This window comes from Blastococcus carthaginiensis (assembly GCF_030731085.1).
GTDB lineage: Bacteria > Actinomycetota > Actinomycetes > Mycobacteriales > Geodermatophilaceae > Blastococcus > Blastococcus carthaginiensis.
Map to the genome: position 1 here is coordinate 142,367 of NZ_JASNFN010000005.1, position 17,664 is coordinate 160,030.

General features: G+C 71.2%; 15 protein-coding genes. 3 read left to right on the forward strand and 12 right to left on the reverse strand.

The window, feature by feature from the left end:
* The first annotated feature begins 238 nt into the window (after positions 1-238).
* Positions 239-2,428, forward strand: a complete 2,190-nt coding sequence (locus QOZ88_RS07670; RefSeq protein ID WP_305999203.1) for a N,N-dimethylformamidase beta subunit family domain-containing protein — start codon at positions 239-241, stop codon at positions 2,426-2,428.
* Between the two features lie 140 nt (positions 2,429-2,568).
* Here QOZ88_RS07670 and dmpG read toward each other — a convergent pair whose 3' ends face one another.
* From dmpG to QOZ88_RS07720, 10 genes are all read right to left on the reverse strand, one after another.
* Positions 2,569-3,606 (reverse strand): 4-hydroxy-2-oxovalerate aldolase, encoded by a 1,038-nt coding sequence (gene dmpG, locus QOZ88_RS07675; protein ID WP_305999204.1) that lies wholly within the window; start codon positions 3,604-3,606, stop codon positions 2,569-2,571.
* The gene (locus QOZ88_RS07680; RefSeq protein WP_305999205.1) at positions 3,603-4,553 is read right to left on the reverse strand and encodes an acetaldehyde dehydrogenase (acetylating); all 951 of its coding nucleotides are present in this window, start codon (positions 4,551-4,553) and stop codon (positions 3,603-3,605) included. Before QOZ88_RS07680 ends, dmpG begins: the two co-directional genes overlap by 4 nt.
* Positions 4,553-5,383 (reverse strand): 2-keto-4-pentenoate hydratase, encoded by an 831-nt coding sequence (locus QOZ88_RS07685; protein ID WP_305999206.1) that lies wholly within the window; start codon positions 5,381-5,383, stop codon positions 4,553-4,555. Before QOZ88_RS07685 ends, QOZ88_RS07680 begins: the two co-directional genes overlap by 1 nt.
* Before the next feature lie 125 nt (positions 5,384-5,508).
* Positions 5,509-6,315: an IclR family transcriptional regulator gene (locus QOZ88_RS07690; protein WP_305999207.1), complete on the reverse strand. Its 807-nt coding sequence runs from the start codon at positions 6,313-6,315 to the stop codon at positions 5,509-5,511.
* Positions 6,316-6,384: 69 nt separating this feature from the next.
* Entirely contained in the window at positions 6,385-7,326 is a 942-nt protein-coding gene (locus QOZ88_RS07695) for a quinone oxidoreductase family protein (protein ID WP_305999208.1), read from the reverse strand.
* Positions 7,326-8,183, reverse strand: a complete 858-nt coding sequence (locus QOZ88_RS07700) for an alpha/beta fold hydrolase (RefSeq protein ID WP_305999209.1) — start codon at positions 8,181-8,183, stop codon at positions 7,326-7,328. The genes QOZ88_RS07695 and QOZ88_RS07700 overlap by 1 nt, the downstream gene beginning before the upstream one ends.
* A 134-nt stretch (positions 8,184-8,317) precedes the next feature.
* Positions 8,318-9,187 (reverse strand): alpha/beta fold hydrolase, encoded by an 870-nt coding sequence (locus QOZ88_RS07705; protein WP_305999210.1) that lies wholly within the window; start codon positions 9,185-9,187, stop codon positions 8,318-8,320.
* Positions 9,184-10,476: a M20 family metallopeptidase gene (locus QOZ88_RS07710; RefSeq protein WP_305999211.1), complete on the reverse strand. Its 1,293-nt coding sequence runs from the start codon at positions 10,474-10,476 to the stop codon at positions 9,184-9,186. The genes QOZ88_RS07705 and QOZ88_RS07710 overlap by 4 nt, the downstream gene beginning before the upstream one ends.
* A gap of 62 nt (positions 10,477-10,538) precedes the next feature.
* On the reverse strand, positions 10,539-11,483 hold the full coding sequence (locus tag QOZ88_RS07715) for a DODA-type extradiol aromatic ring-opening family dioxygenase (RefSeq protein ID WP_305999212.1): 945 nt from the start codon (positions 11,481-11,483) through the stop codon (positions 10,539-10,541).
* A 73-nt stretch (positions 11,484-11,556) separates the two neighbouring features.
* Complete coding sequence (locus tag QOZ88_RS07720; protein ID WP_305999213.1) at positions 11,557-12,822, reverse strand: Rieske 2Fe-2S domain-containing protein; 1,266 nt, start codon at positions 12,820-12,822, stop codon at positions 11,557-11,559.
* 229 nt (positions 12,823-13,051) lie between these two features.
* Here QOZ88_RS07720 and QOZ88_RS07725 point away from each other — a divergent pair, with 229 nt between their 5' ends.
* Both QOZ88_RS07725 and QOZ88_RS07730 read left to right on the forward strand, forming a co-directional pair.
* The gene (locus QOZ88_RS07725) at positions 13,052-14,035 is read left to right on the forward strand and encodes an NAD(P)/FAD-dependent oxidoreductase (protein ID WP_305999214.1); all 984 of its coding nucleotides are present in this window, start codon (positions 13,052-13,054) and stop codon (positions 14,033-14,035) included.
* A 31-nt stretch (positions 14,036-14,066) separates the two neighbouring features.
* On the forward strand, positions 14,067-14,408 hold the full coding sequence (locus QOZ88_RS07730) for an indolepyruvate ferredoxin oxidoreductase subunit alpha (RefSeq protein ID WP_305999215.1): 342 nt from the start codon (positions 14,067-14,069) through the stop codon (positions 14,406-14,408).
* A 48-nt stretch (positions 14,409-14,456) separates the two neighbouring features.
* Here the strand turns inward: QOZ88_RS07730 and QOZ88_RS07735 are convergent, their stop codons facing one another.
* Positions 14,457-15,245, reverse strand: coding sequence for an enoyl-CoA hydratase/isomerase family protein (locus tag QOZ88_RS07735; RefSeq protein ID WP_305999216.1), 789 nt, complete (start codon positions 15,243-15,245; stop codon positions 14,457-14,459).
* 11 nt (positions 15,246-15,256) lie between these two features.
* Entirely contained in the window at positions 15,257-17,662 is a 2,406-nt protein-coding gene (locus QOZ88_RS07740) for a CaiB/BaiF CoA-transferase family protein (protein ID WP_305999217.1), read from the reverse strand.
* Between the last annotated feature and the right edge of the window lie 2 nt (positions 17,663-17,664).

Genomic DNA, 17,664 nt, shown 5'->3' on the forward strand with positions numbered 1-17,664 from the left:
GCGAGGTTCCGGCGACCCGCCGGGTGACGGGGTCAGGTCGGCTGCATCTGCGGTGCCGTCCGGATCCGTCGGGTACCCCGACCGTCCCGCCCCCTGCCGGGGCCGGCGACGGCCCACTCACCGGACCAACGCCGTTCAGCACGACTGGTCGCCCGGCAGAGTCGTCAGGAACGGGGGCGTCGCACAAGCCCGAAGCGGCCCATTCGCAGCCGTGCCGTGCGCTGGGAGGAGAACGTCAGTGAATGTCATCGGGTACCTGGACCGGCTGAGCTTCGAGCCGGGACAGGTGGTGCACGGCCGCTTCAGCACGACCGCCGACGGCTTCACCGCGCGCTTGGTCCGCATCATCCTCGGCGACGACCACCCCTTGGGGCCCGGTCCGGACATCAGCCCGGTTCCCAGCGCCCTCGACGGCGTCCGCTTCCCCGGCCGGGTGCAGCCGCTACGGGCGGGGTCCTTCGTCCAGACGGCGGAGTCTCTCCTGCCACCGGGCAGCACCGGCCTCGAGCTCGACGCGGCGATCCGACCGACCCTTCCCCGTGCAGGGCACCGTCAGACCATCGTGAGCCTGAACCAAGCCGGGGTCCCCACGGTGACCGCCTCCCTCGACGAGGACGGTGCGATCAGCGTCTCCGGTGTTGACGGCAGCACGCCTGCCGGGCGTCTGGTCAGCGGCCGCTGGTACCGGATGATCCTGCGGATGGACTTCGTGTCCGGCTCCGCCGAGCTGGAGCTCACTTCCAGCTACGGCGACCGGCTGATCGCGACCACCGCCGTACGACTCGACGCCTCCGCCGCCATCGGTGTCGTCTTCGCGGCCACCGTTGCGCACGACATCATGCCGACCGATCACTTCAACGGCCGCATCGACTCCCCGCGCCTCCGCGCCACATCCGGCGTCGGTGGCGCGACCAGTTGCCCCGTGGCGGAATGGCACTTCGGGCCGTCCTCCGGCGGGCTACGCGTCGTCGCCAACCGTCTGGCCGACACCTTCGCCGGGCACAGCGTCAACTTCCCACTGCGCGCCTGTCTCGGGATCGACGGCGCACCTGACGACGTCGATCCCCGCTTGACGCCGGAGGCCTACAACGCCATTCATTTCCACGACGACGACCTCGACGACGCCGGCTGGGAGGACGACATCCTCTTGGACCTGCCGGAAGACCTGCCCAGCGGGGTCTACGGAATCCAGGTGGACGCCGAGGACGACACCACTGACACCGTTCCCTTCGTCGTGGTCCCCACGACCACCCGCCAGGACATCGTGGTCGTGCTGCCGACGCTGAGCTACCTCGCCTACAGCTGCGAGCACGTCATGGCCGACCCGGGCGCCCGGGCGTACCTGCAGGGTGTGGGCGTCGGGGCACCGCCGGCCTTCGGCGGCAACAAGCACGACGAGTACCTGGTGGCGAACGGCCTCCGCAGTCTCTACGACGTGCACACCGACCTGTCCGGGGTCTGCTTCGCCTCAACCCAGAAGCCGCTGCCCAACATCCGGCACGACCATCGTTGGGCGGCCGTCGCCGGCGGTCCCACGTCAGCGCACCAGTTCAGCGCGGATCTTCACTTGATCAGCTGGCTCACGGCCCAGGACTACGACTTCGACGTCATCACCGACGAGGAGGTGCACCGCCAGGGTGTGACCGCCCTGTCGCCGTACCGCGTCGTGCTCACCGGCAGCCACCCCGAGTACCCGACCACCGACATGATGAAGGCCTACGAGCACTACCTCGCCGGCGGAGGCCGGGTGATGTACCTCGGCGGGAACGGCTTCTACTGGGTCACCTCGATCGACCCCGAGCAGCAGCACACGATGGAGATCCGTCGCACCGCAGGGATCCGCGCGTGGCAACCGGAGCCCGGGGAATGGCACCACGCCACCACCGGGGAGCTGGGCGGGCTGTGGCGGCTGCGTGGCAAGGCGCCGCAGAAGCTGCTCGGTGTCGGCATGGCCTCGCAGGGCTTCGACACCAACCGCCCCTACGACATCGTCGTCGACCCCGAGGATCCGCGGATCTCCTTCGTCTTCGACGGCGTCGACCTCCGCAGTGGCCGTATCGGGGACTTCGACTCGATGGTGAACGGCCATGGCGCCGCAGGTGTCGAAATCGATCGGGCGGACGTCGCACTCGGGACACCCGACGACACGATCGTCCTGGCGGCAGCCACGGGGTTCTCCCGAGCGTACGGGCTGGATCCGGTCGAGGTAGCCCTCCCCGACGGTTGCTACGACGGCACCACGAGCGAACGCGTCCGCTGCGACCTCGTCCTGGTGCCTCATCCCAACGACGGCGCCGTCTTCTCGACCGGCAGCATCGCGTGGTGCGGCTCGCTCCTGGTCGATGACGGGGCCAACGACGTGTCCGCGGTGACCCGCAACGTGCTGGACGCTTTTCTCCGCCTCGACCACCTGCCGCTGCGCGGATGACGGGACCCGGGCACCCCTGACCGGGGCGACGCCCCTCGGCTCATCCGCCGGAGGTCCGCCGTCGGGGGTTCACGCGACGAGGCCCTGCCCACACCGCGGAGGCGGGGTGGGCAGGGCCTCGTACGAGCTCGCGTCCGGGGTCAAGCGACCTCGGCCGCGCGCGAGGCCCGCAGATCGAGGGCGATGTCGACGATCATGTCCTCCTGGCCGCCCACCAGCCGGCGGCGCCCGACCTCGAGGAGGATGTCGCGCACGTCGATGCCGTACTGCTTCGAGGCGGCCTCCGCGTGGCGCAGGAAGCTCGAGTACACGCCCGCGTACCCCAGGGTCAGGGTCTCCCGGTCCACCTGGACCGGCCGGTCCTGCAGGGGGCGGACGAGGTCGTCGGCGGCGTCCTGGAGGGCGAAGAGGTCACACCCGTGCTTCCAGCCCTGCAGATCCGCTACCGCGATGAACGGCTCGATGGGGCAGTTGCCGGCGCCCGCACCGTGCCCGGCCAGTGATGCGTCGACACGCGTGACGCCCTCCTCGACCGCCACCACGGAGTTCGCCACGGCGAGCGACAGGTTCTGGTGCGCGTGGATCCCGATCTGGGTGGCGGGATCGAGGGTGTCGCGGTATGCGCGGACCCGCTCCCGGACGCCGTCCATCGTCAGCCGACCGCCGGAGTCGGTGACGTAGACGCAGTGCGCACCGTAGGACTCCATCAGCTTGGCCTGGGCCGCCAGCTCGGCGGCGGGGGCCATGTGGCTGAGCATGAGGAAGCCCGAGACGTCCATGCCCAGGTCCCGCGCGGTGGCGATGTGCTGGGCCGCGACGTCGGCCTCGGTGCAGTGCGTGGCGATCCGGATCGACCGGACGCCCAGCGAGTAGGCGTGCTTGAGCTCGGCGATGGTGCCGATGCCCGGCAGCAGCAGGGTGGTCAGCACGGCCCGCTCGCAGTGCTCCGCCGCGGCCTCAATCCACTCCCAGTCGGTGTTGGACCCGGGGCCGTAGTTCAGGCTGCCGCCGGCCAGGCCGTCGCCGTGCGCCACTTCGATGGCGTCGACGCCTGCGGCGTCGAGGGCGGCGACGATCCGGCCGACGTCCGCGGGGCTGATCCGGTGCCGGACGGCGTGCATGCCGTCCCGCAGGGTGACGTCCTGGACGTACAGGTCGGAGCCGATCGTGGCGGTCATGCGGTCACCTGCGCAGGGGTCCGGGCGGCGAGACTCTCGCCGACCCGCAGGGCGGCCGAGGTCATGATGTCGAGGTTGCCGGCGTAGGCGGGCAGGTAGTGCGCGGCGCCCTCGACCTCGAGGAAGACCGTCACCTTCGTGGTCACCGGCGGGGCGCCCGCGGGCAGCAGCGTGTGCACCGGCTCGCCGTCGGCGATCGGGGTGAACTGCACCTCCTGCTTGAGGCGGTAGCCGGGCACGTACTCGGCGACCGACTTCGCCATCTCGGCGACCGAGGCGCGGATGGCGTCGTGGTCGGCGTCCCCGATCAGGCAGAAAACCGTGTCTCGCATGATGAGGGGCGGATCGGCCGGGTTGAGGATGATCACCGCCTTGCCGCGGCCGGCACCGCCGACCGCTTCGATGGCCTGCGCCGTCGTCTCGGTGAACTCGTCGATGTTGGCCCGGGTGCCCGGCCCCGCAGACTTCGAGGCGATCGAGGCCACGATCTCGGCGTAGGGCACCGGCGTGACACGAGCGACCGCAGCCACCATGGGGATGGTGGCCTGACCACCGCAGGTCACCATGTTCACGTTGGTCGCGTCCTCGGCGAGGTGCTGGTCGAGGTTGACCGGCGGGACGACGTAGGGCCCGATCGCGGCCGGGGTGAGGTCGACGAGCTTCTTGCCGTACGGTGCGAGCTTCCCGGCGTTGGCAATGTGAGCCTTGGCCGACGTTGCGTCGAAGACGATCTCGATCTCGTCGAACCCGTCCATCGCGATGAGCCCGTCGACGCCCTCGTGCGTCGTCGGCACCTTCATGCGCCGCGCCCGGGCCAGGCCATCGGAGTCAGGGTCGATGCCGACCATCGCGCCCATCTCCAGCACCTCGGAGTGCCGGGTCACCTTGATCATCAGGTCGGTGCCGATGTTGCCGGACCCGATGATGGCCACCTTGGTCTTGGACATCAGACGTCCTTTCCGGAGAACGTGGCACCGATGGTGCCCAGGGCGCCGAGGTCGGCGGAGACGACCGATCCCGGCGGGGTGGGGGTCATGGGGCCGAGCGCACCGGAGAGGATGACCTGGCCGGCGCGGAGTGGGTCACCGAGGTCGCGCGCGGTCCGAGCGAGCCAGCTCAGTGCGTTGAGCGGATCACCGAGGCATGCGGCTCCGCTGCCCTCGGAGACGACCTCCCCGTCCAGCGTCATCGTCATCATCACCTCGACCGGCGAGAACTCGTCGAGGGTCAGGCGCCGCTCCCCCAGCACGAACAGCCCGCTGGAGGCGTTGTCCGCGACCGTGTCGCCGAAGGTGATGTCCCACCCGGCGACCCGGCTGTCCACGATCTCCAGCGCCGCGACGGCGTAGGCGACCGCGCCCCGGACCTGCTCCACGTCCAGCGGTCCCTCGTCCAGGTCGACCGCCAGGACGAAGGCGACCTCGGCCTCGGTCTTCGGCTGGAGCAGCCGGGCGGAGGGCACCTCGGCCTGGCTGCTCACGTCCATGTCGTCGAAGAGCACGCCGAAGTCGGGGCGGTCGACGCCCAGTTGTCTCTGCACGGCGGGCGAGGTCAGGCCGATCTTGCGGCCCACGACCTGGGCGCCCTCGGCCAGTCGATCCCGGGTCAGCTGCGCCTGCACCGCGTAGGCCGCGTCGATGTCGTCGGACCCGATGAGGTCGCGCACGGGCTGGCAGGGCACCCGCGTCCGCGCGGCGGTCACCAGGCGCTTGGCGGCCGCCTCGACGGCGGGACTCAACTCGCCGCGGGGGGATGGGGACTGGGTGGCTTGTGTCATGGATTCCTCACAGGTGGTTGACATCGAAGATGCCGTGGGGAGACCGGACGTCACAGCTTTGCGTTCCAGTGGTCGGACCGGGCCCGCGCTCCACCGCGAAGCACACCCGGACGCGGGCGCCGGGCTCAGACGTCCTGGACGCTCAGCAGCCTGGTCACCCGACGACCTACCATCGTCAGCAAGCCGGCGAACCGCTCGACGCCGCCTCGAGGTGAAGGCGCTGTGATCGACAGCGCCGCCACGGTCACCCCCGTCGCACCGCGGAGGGGGACGGCGACGCTCATGAAACCGAGGCGGGTCTGCTCGAACTCGGCGGCGTAACCGCATTCCCGGACGCGCTCGAGTTCCTGGGCCAGGAGCCTCGGGGAGGCCACCGTCCGGGGGGTCACGCGGGCCAGGGGGGCCGCCACAACCTCGTCGAGGAGTGCCGCCGGCCCGAAGGCGAGGAGCGCCTTGCCGGTGGCCGTGCAGTGCAGGGGCATCCGGCCGGCGACGCGGGAGGGGCGGGTTACCTGGCCGTGCCCGGAGACCTTCTCCAGGTACAGGACCTCGAGTCCGTCGAGCACCGCGAGGTGGACCGTTTCGTTGGTGGCCTGGAACAGGTCCTCCATGAACGGACGCGCCAGGTCCCGCAGGATGCGCTGCCGAGGAACTCGCTGGCCGATCTCGAACAGCCGCATGCCCAGCCGGTAGTCGCCGTTGCGTCGCTCCAGGAGCCCCCAGCGCACGAGTTCCTGCGCAAGACGGTGCACCGAGGCCTTGGCCAGCGAGGAGCGGCGAGACAGCTCCGAGAGGCTCAAGGCCTCGTCTTCCGGGCCGAACGCCTCCAGGATCCGCTGCACCTTGCCCAGGACGCTGTTCGCGTCCCCGGCCTCCAGCCGCCCGGCCGGGTCGGGTTCGACGGGCTGCCGCGACGGATGCAGTGCGGTCACCCCTTCAGTCTCGCGGAGCGGATCGGTTCCGGACAACGGAACCGATCCGCTCAGCGGACCATGAGGGGGTCAGAACAGGACGACGGCGCGCCCTCGGATGCGACCACGAGCCATACGGTCGAGCGCGTCTGCGGCGTCCGCAAGCGACACGGTCTCCACCCGGACCTCGAGCTCGCCCGAGGCCAGGCGTTCCACCATGTCCGGCATGAGCTCTCGTGCTCGCCGCTCCTGACGGATCATGTTCACCGGCAGCAACGCCACGTCCGAGAGCAGCCAGTTGGGCAGATCCAGGCTGGTGGACGCACCCGCCACGTAGCCGATGACGACTGCTCGCCCGCCTGCTCGGACCCAGGTCGAGCGGCGGCTGAGACCGTCTCCGCCGAGTGTGTCGACCAAGAGAGAGAACGGACGCTCGGTCTCCCACGAGGCGACGCGCTCGTCGTCGAGGCGCACCGCCTCCGCCCCCTTGGGCACGTCTGCCAGCTGCTCGGCCTGCGAGACCAGACCCACGACCTCCGCGCCGGCGAGGAGCGCCTGCTGCACCACGCTGGCGCCCACCGCTCCCGCCGCGCCGACCACGGCCACGCGCTCCCCCGCACCGAGCGCCGCCACGTCGTGCAGCGCGACGGCAGCCGTGGTGGTGGGCACGAAGAAGGTGGCGGCCACCGCCGGAGGCAGCTCCTGGTTCAGGAGCGACACGGCCTTGCGGGACACGCTGACCCGCTCCTGCCACGTGCCGTCACGCATCAGCCCCAGTCCGCCGCCCCGAAGCATCACCTGGGCCCCGGAAGGGATGTCATCCGCTTCCAAGACGACTCCGCTGCCCTCCACCCCGCCGGTGTAGGGGAGTTGCGGCCGCATGCCGAACGAGCCGGAGGCGACGGTGCGGTCCAGGTGCGCGAGCGCGGCGGCCTGGACCTGGACGAGCACCTCCCCCTCCTGCCGGGTCGGTTCGGCGACGTCCTCGACGACCGGAGCCTGGCCCCAGTCGTGTATCCGGAGCGCCTGCATCAGGTTGCCGCCACGCTCTTGGCCAGGAACTCCAGGCTCAGGGGGTTGTAGATGGCAGCCCGCTCGTGCTGCGGCCAGTGACCGCAGTCGTCGAAGAGCTCCAGCCGCGATCCCGGGATCGCCTCGTGCATGGCCTCGGCCTCGGGCACGTCGCCGAACGGGTTCTTGCGGCCCCAGACGATGAGGGTCGGGCAGCTGATCCGGCCCATCTGCTCGCGGGTGAGCAGGTTGCGCTGGCGGATCTCCATCTTCTGCAGCGACAGCAGGTTGTCGATGTTCGCCACGAAGTCCGGCTCGTGGTAGATGCGGTGCCGCACCTCGACGAGCTCCTCGGTGGCGTCCTCCTCCGAGGCCATCAGCAGCCGCATGCGCTTGCGGGTCAGCTCGATGTCATCCGTCGACACCGCCTGGCGGGTGCTGCTGTCGATGCGCTTCATGACCTCGGGGTTGGCCACGGTGCCGCCGGCGGCCAGCAGTTGCAGGCTGGCGACGCGCTCGGGGTGCTCGACCGCCGTCCGGGCGCCGACCCAACCGCCGAGGGACTCGCCGACGATGTGCGCTCGCTCGACACCGACGGCGTCGAGGTAGGCCACCAGGTGCTCCACGTACAGGGGGATCTCGTAGGGGTGCGCGGGCTTGTCCGTGTAGCCGTGCCCCAGCATGTCGATCGCGTGGATGGCGTAGTGCTCGGCGTGCGGCACGACGTTGCGGCTGAACGCCTCGAGGTGCCCGCTCGTGCCGTGCAGGAAGACCACGACCTCGCCCTGACCGGCCTGCAGCGACCGGGTCCGGACGCCACCGGCGTCGACATAGGAGAGGGAGAACGGGACGGGCGTCAGATCGGTCCAGATGCTCATGGGATCACCGGTCTCGTGAGAGGGGTCAGGGCTGGTTGATGCGGTGGACCTGGGTGTTGCTGCGCGGAGCCACCCAGCGCCACAGCGCGGCGGCGACCGCGGCAGCGACCAGGCCGACAACGGTCTTGTTCATGTCACCTCGCCTCCGTGCTCGACGGGGCGATGCTGGCGAGGAAGCCGGCCACGACGGCGTGGTAACGCTCGGGCTGCTCCTCCTGCAGGTGGTGAGAAACCTGGTCCATCACGTGCAGGTTCCCGCGAGGCACCATGCGGGCCAGCATCATCGGGTAGTCGGGGGTGAGGAACGCATCCTCGCGACCCCACATGAACAACGTGGGCGCCTGGATGCGACCCAGCTCGTGGGTCAGGTCCTGCCAGTCGCCGCGCGGCGAGTCCGACATCGCGGCCAGCGCCCGCTCCTCGGGGTCCAGGCTCTGCTCGTAGCGCAGGTCGAGCGTCTCCTCAGGCAGCTGGGCGCCGTCGTACCACTCCAGGCGCGTGATCAGCTCGCGCATCTTCTCGCGAGTGGGACCCTCGCCGCCGTAGTAGACGTCGCGCGCGTTCCGGCCCCGCCGGCCACCCTCGGGAAGCGGCGCCAGAGGTCCGTAGAAGACCGGCATGCTCCCGGTGACGACCAGCGAACGCACCCGCTCGGGATAGCGGGCCGCGAGGTTGAGCGCGATCGTGCCGCCCCAGGAGTTGCAGATGAAGTCGGCCTCGGCGACGCCGAGCTCGTCCATCAGCGCGACGGTCTTCGCCGCGTGGAAGTCCCACATGGGTCCGGTGATGCGGCACTTCTCCGAGCGGCCGTACTGCAGGATGTCCACGAGCAGGCACCGGCGGTCGGCGGCGAACAAGGGCGCGACCGGGCCGAAGTCGCTCCAGCCCGTGCACCCGGGGCCGCCGCCGTGCAGGAAGATCGTGTCCGGCCCGGACCCCATGTCCAGGTAGTGGTACGTGACGCCATCCGCCTTGGCGTAGGTCCCCTCCGGTGCTGTGGTCATGCTGGTTCCTCCTGGTGGTGTGCTGCCATGGCCGGCGGCTCTGCGTCGCAGAACGCGTTGGCCACCGCGACGCGGGCGAGGGTCTCGCAGAGGCGCCGCATCGCGCGGACGTCCACGGTGTTCATCCCGCCGGCGAAGTCGAGAGGGGTGTCGTCGAGGAGCACCTTCGGCATCCCGACACGGGCCGTGGGGATGCCGCGGTTGCGGAGGATGTTGGCGTCGGTCGCGCCGCTGTTGTCCCGGACGGGATCGTGCGGGCGGCCGTTCGTGGCCTCCCAGGCGCGGACCGTCTCGCCGACGATCCAGCTGGCCGGGTCGGTCGAGGACCCGGGCACGGCGTTGACCAGCTCGCAGTCCAGCTGGATCCCGGTCTCGGCGCGCACGGCCGCCAGGAACCGCTCGAGGTCCCGGCGGACGTCGAGCGGGCGCTCCCCCGGCGCGAGCCGGAGGTCCAACCGGAGCCGGCACGCGGCCGGCGTGACCGCCAGCATCCGCTCCCAGCCGCCGGCGATCGAGCCGATGATGCCCTGGGGCGCCGCGGTCTCCGTGCGGTGCCGCGCCGGGTATTCGGCCAGCCAGCGCTCGAGGCGGACCACGACTTCGGCGGCCGAGACGATGGGGTTGTCGTAGGCGAGCCGATGCCGGCTGCCGACGTACGTGTGCGCACCGTGGACCACGATCTCGAACCAGCACAGGCCGACCTCGTCGTGCGCGACGAAGTCGCCCGGCTTGGCGATGATCGCGGCGTCGGCGTACCAGCCCCGCTCCAGCAGGAAGGACGCGCCCACGCCGTGACCGGTGTTGGCACGACCGGGCTCGAGCGCGTTCGTCGGCATCCCCCCGGCGCCGAACGCGAGAACCAGGTCGCCCGCGGGGACGACGCCGCACTCGGCGAGAGCCTCCGCGTACGCCTGCCCGGTGACCAGGACGCACGCAGCGTGGCCCTTGGGGTTGCTGGCGCCCAGCCCCCTCACGAGATCACCGTCGACGGCGGCCAGGGGCTGCATGTCCGGCCGCAGCTCGGGCCCGATCCAGGGCACGTCCTGCGCCGGGTCCCCCGTGGTGAGGGTGTCGATGGGCGCGTAGAGCATGAGATCGCGCCCCACCCGGCTGCTGCGCACCCGGCCCACGGCGTTGGCCTGTTCGACGTCGATGGCCTGGACGTGGCCCTCGATGCCCGAGCTCTGCAACTGACCGGCCAACCAGCCGGCCAGGGGGGCCTCGTGTCCGGTGGGGCTCGGGATCGAGGTCACGGCGACCGCCGCGTCCCGCAGACGCTCTGCGGTCACCCGCCGCAGCACCGCCGACAGGAGTTCGGATCCGGTGGAGGGCGCGGCGGGGGGTACCGCCGTCACTCCCCTGTCCCGGGGACGATCATGGCCACACCCATACCGGTCAGCCACTCGGGCATCGGCGCATAGGCGAGCGTGCGCCCCGGGGCGAAGTCGAGCGCGGCCACCATCGTGAGCCAGGTACGCAGCTCCTGCCCGCCGTTGCCGGCCGCGTTCTCGATGTCGGTGGTCGTCCAGTGCGCGTACTTCTCGAGCTCGCCAGCCTCCAGTTCGGCGAGGAACTGGTGATCGAAGTCGGGGAAGATCGTCGGGCGGGCGGAGGTGATGATCTCGCGGCGCCGCGCATCGAAGCGCTCCCACTCACCGCGACCGTTGCGCCAGGCGTCGACGAGGAACTCCTCGTCGGCGCCTTCCGGGTCCTGCCAACGACTGGGCCACGGCAGCTGGTGGGAGAGGCCTCCGGACGCGATGACCACCACACGCTTGTCGTCCGGCATGCCCGCGATCGCCGCCGCGATCTGCCGGCCGAGCTCGACGCACCGGCTCACCTTCGGCAGCGGCGTGGCGAAGACGTTGATCACGAGTGGCACAACAGGCACCGGCAGGTCCCGGAGCAGGTACTGGATGGCGTGCGACTGACCGTGGTCGATCTGCATGCGCGCGGAGATGGCGACCTCCGTCCCCGCCTCCACCAGGTGCTCGGCCAGCGCTTGGGCGAACGGCGGGTCGGCGAGCTGAGGCCCCTTGGGAGTGCCGGCCTCGCCGGCGGCGACCACCTCGTCCACCCCCAGGGTGAAGGACGGGATGAGGTCGAGCCAGAAGCCGCGGAAGTGGTTGGAGCCGATGACGATCGCCACATCGGGGCGCGCGGCGGCGATGGCGTCGCGCGCCTCGCTCAACGCGTCGCGGAACGCCTCCGCGCGGTCCTTGTGCTCGACCTGCTCCCAGTGCGTGTTCATGAGGGTCGAGTGCGAGGCTGCGATGCCGAGCACGATGCGAGCCACGGTTCTCTCCTGAGGTGAGGTCCGCCGCCCGCCCGGCAACGGGCGCGAGCGGACGGCGGAAGGTGAGGGTGGGTTACTTGACGATCTCGGGCTCGGCGTCCTCGGGCGTCAGGCCGGCCTCGGCCAGCCGCGCGAGGCGCTCCTCCGTGACGTCCTCGGCGAGCTTCCGCCACTGCAGCAGCGAATCGTCCGGCCGGTAGAGGCGCTCCGGCGGCGCGTCGGTGACCTCCACCATCCACTTGTCCTGGCCGGAGAACTGGCCGTGGAACAGCCAGCGGACCGCGCCCAGGTACTTCGCGTAGAAGGGCAACGTCTTGATCCCGCTGGCGAAGTTCGCCATAACACCCACGTACAGGTGGTTGTCGGCGTCCACCGGCACGTAGAACTCGTAGTGGATGAAGGTGGGGTAGGCGATCCGGAGGACACCCGGCATGGATACCGAGGCGAAGCCCGGGAACTCCTGCGCCGCGATGGCAGGGTTGACCTCGCGGTGGCCGGACGTGTTCCCGATGTTCGTGACCGTCTTCGGGGGCTTCTTCTTGTACCAGGCCTGACCCGTCCAGCGGCCGAGCCCCTCGAACTCGGCATCCCAGTACTGCTTCTCCTGGACCCGGTAGATCCAGCGACCACGCTGCTCGATGCGGGTCTCGTTCCAGACGGGCATCGGCTTGAACAGGCGCCACAGTGCGGTCCGGTGCAGGTACTTGGCGTGACCCTCGTCGTAGCCGTTCTCGACGGCGAACCGCCAGTTGCCCTCGCGCGCCTGGATCCGCGCCCCCACCACGGCAGGGTTGTCCACCAGTTCCTCGGGCAGCTGGTCGTCGATCGGAGGGGCGTCCTCGCCGTCACCCACGAACAGCCACACCATCCCGAGCCGCTCGGCGGTCTCGAAGGTGGGCTGCGTGACCTTGCGGCAGATCGGGGAGTCGGGGCCGTCGGTGATGGCCGCGACCAGGTCACCGTTCTTCAGGTCGAAGGTCCAGCCGTGGTAGACGCACGAGACGGTTCCCGGGAACTGCTGGCTGCCGTAGCTCAGGGGCACACCGCGGTGCGGGCAGCGGTCCTTGAGCGCATACACGGTGCCCTTGTCGCGCATGACCATGATGCGCTCGCCGAGGAGCGTCACCCCGGTCGGCTTGCCGGTGATCTGCGAGGAAAAGGCGACGGGGTACCAGTATCCGCGGAAGCCGGCCGCCGCCGACTGGTAGTGCGGCCAGCTCGACCAGTCCTGGCGACCCGGCAGCTTTCCCCTGCGGGAGCGGCGCGCGCGCTCGCCGCGTGGCTTCCGGACGGCGGGGGCCAGGGCGGGGCTCTCCGTCGTCACGTTCTCTGCGACCATCTCGCTCTCCCTACTCCGGGGCCGGCACCCAGCCGCCCGGCGTTGCGGTGCACCGAGTCGACCACCGGCGCGCCAAGCCCCCAAGCGGACCGGTCCGGTGAACGGACCGCGTTCCGTTGAGCGGTCCACGGTCCGGTGGGCGGACCGCCGACCTCGGGATTGACCGACTCTTCTCCTTACGGTCATGGCCATCCGCTTGCCCGCGGGACCGTACGGAGAGGAAGCATCCGTGACACCCAGCACGATCGAGACCGACCTCGCGATCATCGGCGCCGGACCCACCGGCCTGTACGGCGCCTTCTGCGCCGGCTTCCGCGGTCTGCGCACGGTCCTGGTGGACGCCCTCCCCCAGGTCGGCGGCCAGATCGCCGCGCTCTACCCCGAGAAGTCGGTGCGGGACGTGGCAGGGCTGCCGGCCGTGGCCGGACGCGAACTCGTCGCCTCCCTGCAAGCTCAGGCGGATGCGTTCGCGCCGACGTACCTGCTCGGCCGGCAGGCGACCGCGCTGGATCACTCGGAGGACGGGCGACCCAGGCTCACCCTCAGCGACGGCACCCTGATCGATGCCGGGGCCGTGGTCCTCACCGCGGGGATCGGCACCTTCACGCCGCGTCCGCTGCCGGCCGGGGAGGAGTTCCTGGGACGAGGGCTCAGCTACTTCGTCCCCGACCTCTCCGAGCACGTCGGACGTGACGTGGTCGTGGTCGGCGGTGGCGACAGCGCGCTTGACTGGGCGCTCGCCCTCGCGCCCCTCGCCCGTTCGGTGACACTCGTGCACCGTCGCGCCGCCTTCCGGGCGCACGCGGCCAGCGTCACGGCGGCGCGGGAGATGGGTATCCCGTTCCGGGTGAACTGCGAGGTCGCCGAGCTGTCCGGGAACGATCGCGTCGAGTCGGTGCGCCTGACCAGCAAGGGCGGCGAGGACGAGCTTCTCCCGGCTGACAGCGTCATCGCGGCGCTGGGCTTCATCTCCGACCTCGGGCCGCTGGCCGGCTGGGGGCTGGAGCTCTCCGGTCGGTCCATCCACACCGACCAGCGCATGCAGACGAACCTGCCCCGCGTGTACGCCGCGGGTGACGTCACCGAGTACCCCGGCAAGGTGCGCCTGATGTCCGTGGGGTTCGGCGAGGTCGCCACGGCTGTCAACAATGCCGCCGTGGTCCTCGACCCGGGCGCGTCGCTGTTCCCCGGTCACTCCACCGAAGCCGCTTGATGCGGCTCCGTATCCAGCACGGAGGAAAGACATGAGCTTCGTCATCGGCGCCGACTGCGTCGACGTGAACGACCGGGCCTGCACGGACGTGTGCCCGGTGGACTGCATCTACGTCGGCGACCGCAAGAGCTACATCAACGCGGCAGAGTGCATCGACTGCGGCGCCTGCGAACCGGAGTGCCCGGTCGAGGCCATCTTCGTCGACCGGACCGCGCGTGGGGACGACGAGAAGATGGCCTTCGTCGAGGACTCCCGCGCCTTCTTCAGCGAGATCCTCCCCGGCCGAAGCGAGCCGCTGGGCAATCCCGGCGGCGCCCGCAAGGTCGGCGACCTCGGCGTCGACACGGAATTCGTCGCGCAGTACGAGGCCTGACCGGCCTTCCCTCCGTCCCCTGGAGACCGGGACGGAGGGAAAGGCCGGTCACCTGCCGCGGAACTCGGGCGCGCGCTTGTCGAGGAAGGCCTGGAGTCCCTCAGCCGCGTCCTCGGTCGCGATCACCTCCTGAACCGCTGCCCACTCCACCTCCATCGCCGTGTCGATGTCCACGTGGGCGCCGGCCTCGACGGCCTGCTTGAGGAGACCGATCGTGCGCGTAGGCCGGTCGGCGAGCGATCTGGCCCGGTTGGCCACCGCGTCCGCGAACTGCACATCGGGGACGACGTCGTCCACCAGACCCAGCTCGAACGCCTGGGCGGCAGAGAGCCGCCGGCCCTCCATCATGAGCAGCCGGGCGCGGTGCACCCCCAGCAACCGGGGCAGCCGCTGGCTGCCACCCGCGCCCGGGAAGAGCCCGAGCGCCATCTCCGGGAAGCCGATCGTCGCCGACTCGGCCGCCATCCGGAGGTCGCAGGCGAGGGACAGCTCGGCCCCGCCGCCGAGGGCGTGCCCGTTGATCGCCGCGATCACGGGCTTCGGCGCCTGCTCGAGCAGCCGCTGCACCTCCACCCACCGGCGCATCTTGACGTGGTTGGCGAGCGACAGGTCCCGCATCACGGCGATGTCGGCGCCGGCGATGAAGAACCGCCCCGTGCCGACGAGCACGATGCAGCGCACCGAGGCGTCCGCGCTCAGGCCCGGTAGGACGTCCAGGAACTCCTGGATCATTGCCGGGTCCACCGCGTTCGCCGGCGGACGGTCGATCGTCACCGTCGCGACGCCGTCATCCGTGGTCACCGCGAGGACAGAGGGGGCTCTGCCGGTCGAAGTCATCAGCTCTCCTGTCATTCCAGTACGCCGGCCCCGGTCAGGGCTCGGATCTCCGCCGCCTCGAGGCCGAGCAGTTCGGTGAGGACAGCGTCGGTGTGCTGGCCGAGGAGCGGCGCAGGCCGCTCCTGCCGCGTGGCCGTGCGGGACATGCGGGCGATCACGCCCTCGTGCCGGACCGGACCGGCCAGCGGGTGCTCGAGCTCCACGTAGAAGCCACGGGCGGCCAGATGCGGATCGCGGTCGACGAGATCCTGCCCCGTGCTCACGATGGCCGCGGGGACGCCCAGGGCCTGCAGCCGGTCGGCCAACGCCTCGGGCACCTGATCACTCGTCCACGCGGACACGGCGTCGTCGATCCGGTCCTCGGCCGCCTTGCGTTCCGCGAGCCCGGCGTCGGCGAGCCCTGCGAGCGTCTCTGCCCACGCCGCGCCTCTCCCGTCCGCGACGGCGGCGCGGACCAGGGCACGCCACTGGGCGTCCTCCAGGACCGCTACGGACAACCAGCGATCCTCCCCCTGAGCCGGGTAGACCCCGTGCGGGACCCGGCTCGCACGACGGTCCGGGTGCTCCGGGGTGGCTCCGTGGACCGGTGCCCCCAGTTGGTGCTCCAGCAGAGCAGGTCCCATGGCGGACGCCATGGCCTCCAGCTGCGAGAGATCGACGAATCCGCCACGCCCGCGCAGGAGCAGGTCCAGAACGCCGACGACCGCAGCGTTGGCGGCGACCATGTCCCCCAGGCCGAAGGTCAGCCCCTGAGGGGTCCCTGCGGGGTCGGCGGTCTCGTGCGTCAGCCCCGACATCGCCGCCAGGGTGTCGGCGAAGGTGACCGCGTTCCGCCAGGGCCCCGTCTGGCCGACGCCGGACATGGAGACGGCGATGACCCCGGGATTGGCCTCGGTCAGCGCGTCGTAGCCCAGCCCCCAGCGGGACATCGTGCCGGGGCTGTAGTTGTCGATCACCACGTCGCAGTGCCCGGCCAGCCGGCGGACCAGGTCCTGACCGGCCTCGGTCCTCATGTTTATCGCGACGCTGCGCTTGCCGCGGTTGAAGTTCTGGAAGTAGCCGCTCTCGTCGGGTCCGGCGCCCGGCCGGAGGCGCATCCCCGGGGAGAACCGGGTGGGGTCCTGGCGGAACCGCGACTCGACCTTGATGACGTCGGCACCGTGGTCCGCCAGGAGCCTGGTGGCATACGGGCCCGCGAGCACCCAGGTGAGGTCCAGGACGCGGAGCCCGGTCAACGGACCCGCCGCGGCGTCCGCGGCAGTAAGCCGGCGCACGGCAGGCGCACGTGGACCACTGCGCCACCCGGGGCGTTCCACGACCCGGGCGGCGGCCACCGTCCGCGGTCGGTCCACACCGGGCACCGCCACAGGGGGCCCCACGTCGACCAGGTCCGGGTGTCCCGGGACACCGTCGATGTGCACGAAGAACCCGCGGTCGCGCAGCTGCGGGTTGTCGGGCAGCCCTTCCGCCCGGCTGACCTCGGCCCACGGGAGCGCCCGGCGACGGCCTTCGTCGGCGAGCTCGGCGGCCGTCCGCCTGGATGCGAAGCGGGCGACCACCTCGTCGACGTGCGGACGACCGGCCCACCGGTGCACGGGGTCCGACCAGGCGTCGTCCGCCAGATCCTCCGCCTCGCCGGCCTCGATCATCCACTTCAGGAGATCGGTCCACATGCGATCGCTCCCCGAGTAGCCGCCCGCCACGAAGCCGTCGGCGGCCGGGAACACTCGGTGCGCGACGTGCTGGTAGACGCCCCCGTTGCGCCGGGGGCACGACCCGGCGTGGATCCAACTGATCGCGCCGGTCTCCAGGGTCGCAGCGGTGGCCTCCTGGGCCGAGATGTCGACCAGCTGGCCGGTCGGCCCGCCCCGGCCGGCTTCACGATTGGCGGCCAGGACACCGAGGAGGGCGGCGATGGCACCGTGCACGCCGGCGAGCTGCAGGGCCTGCTCACGGGGCGGGGGCTTGGGCGGCCCGTCCGCCCGACCGCCCAGCCACGTCATCCCTCCCGCCGAGGCCAGCACGAGGTCGTCGGCGTACCAGTCCCGGCGGGGGCCGGTCAGACCGAACGGCGTGATGACGACATGCACGGCATGAGGCCACCGGGAGTCCGGGCGCCCCGACGCCGCGTCGAACCGCACTCCCCGGAGCGAGCGGACCGGCCCGCTCTCGAGCACGACGTCGACGTCCTCAGCCCATCGGTCGAGGACCGGGGAGTCCCCCGGCTCGGGCGGCAGCAGGACGGTCCCGGCATACCAGTGCAGCTCGGCGGCCAGTCCCTCGGACGGGGCACCGGGGGTCCGGCAGCGTGCGACGTCGGCGCCGATACCGACCAACGTCCGGACGGCGGCAGCTCCCAGCTCGTCGGTCAGATCGAGCACGCGCAGGCTCGCCGGGGCACCTTCTGGGCCAGGCATGA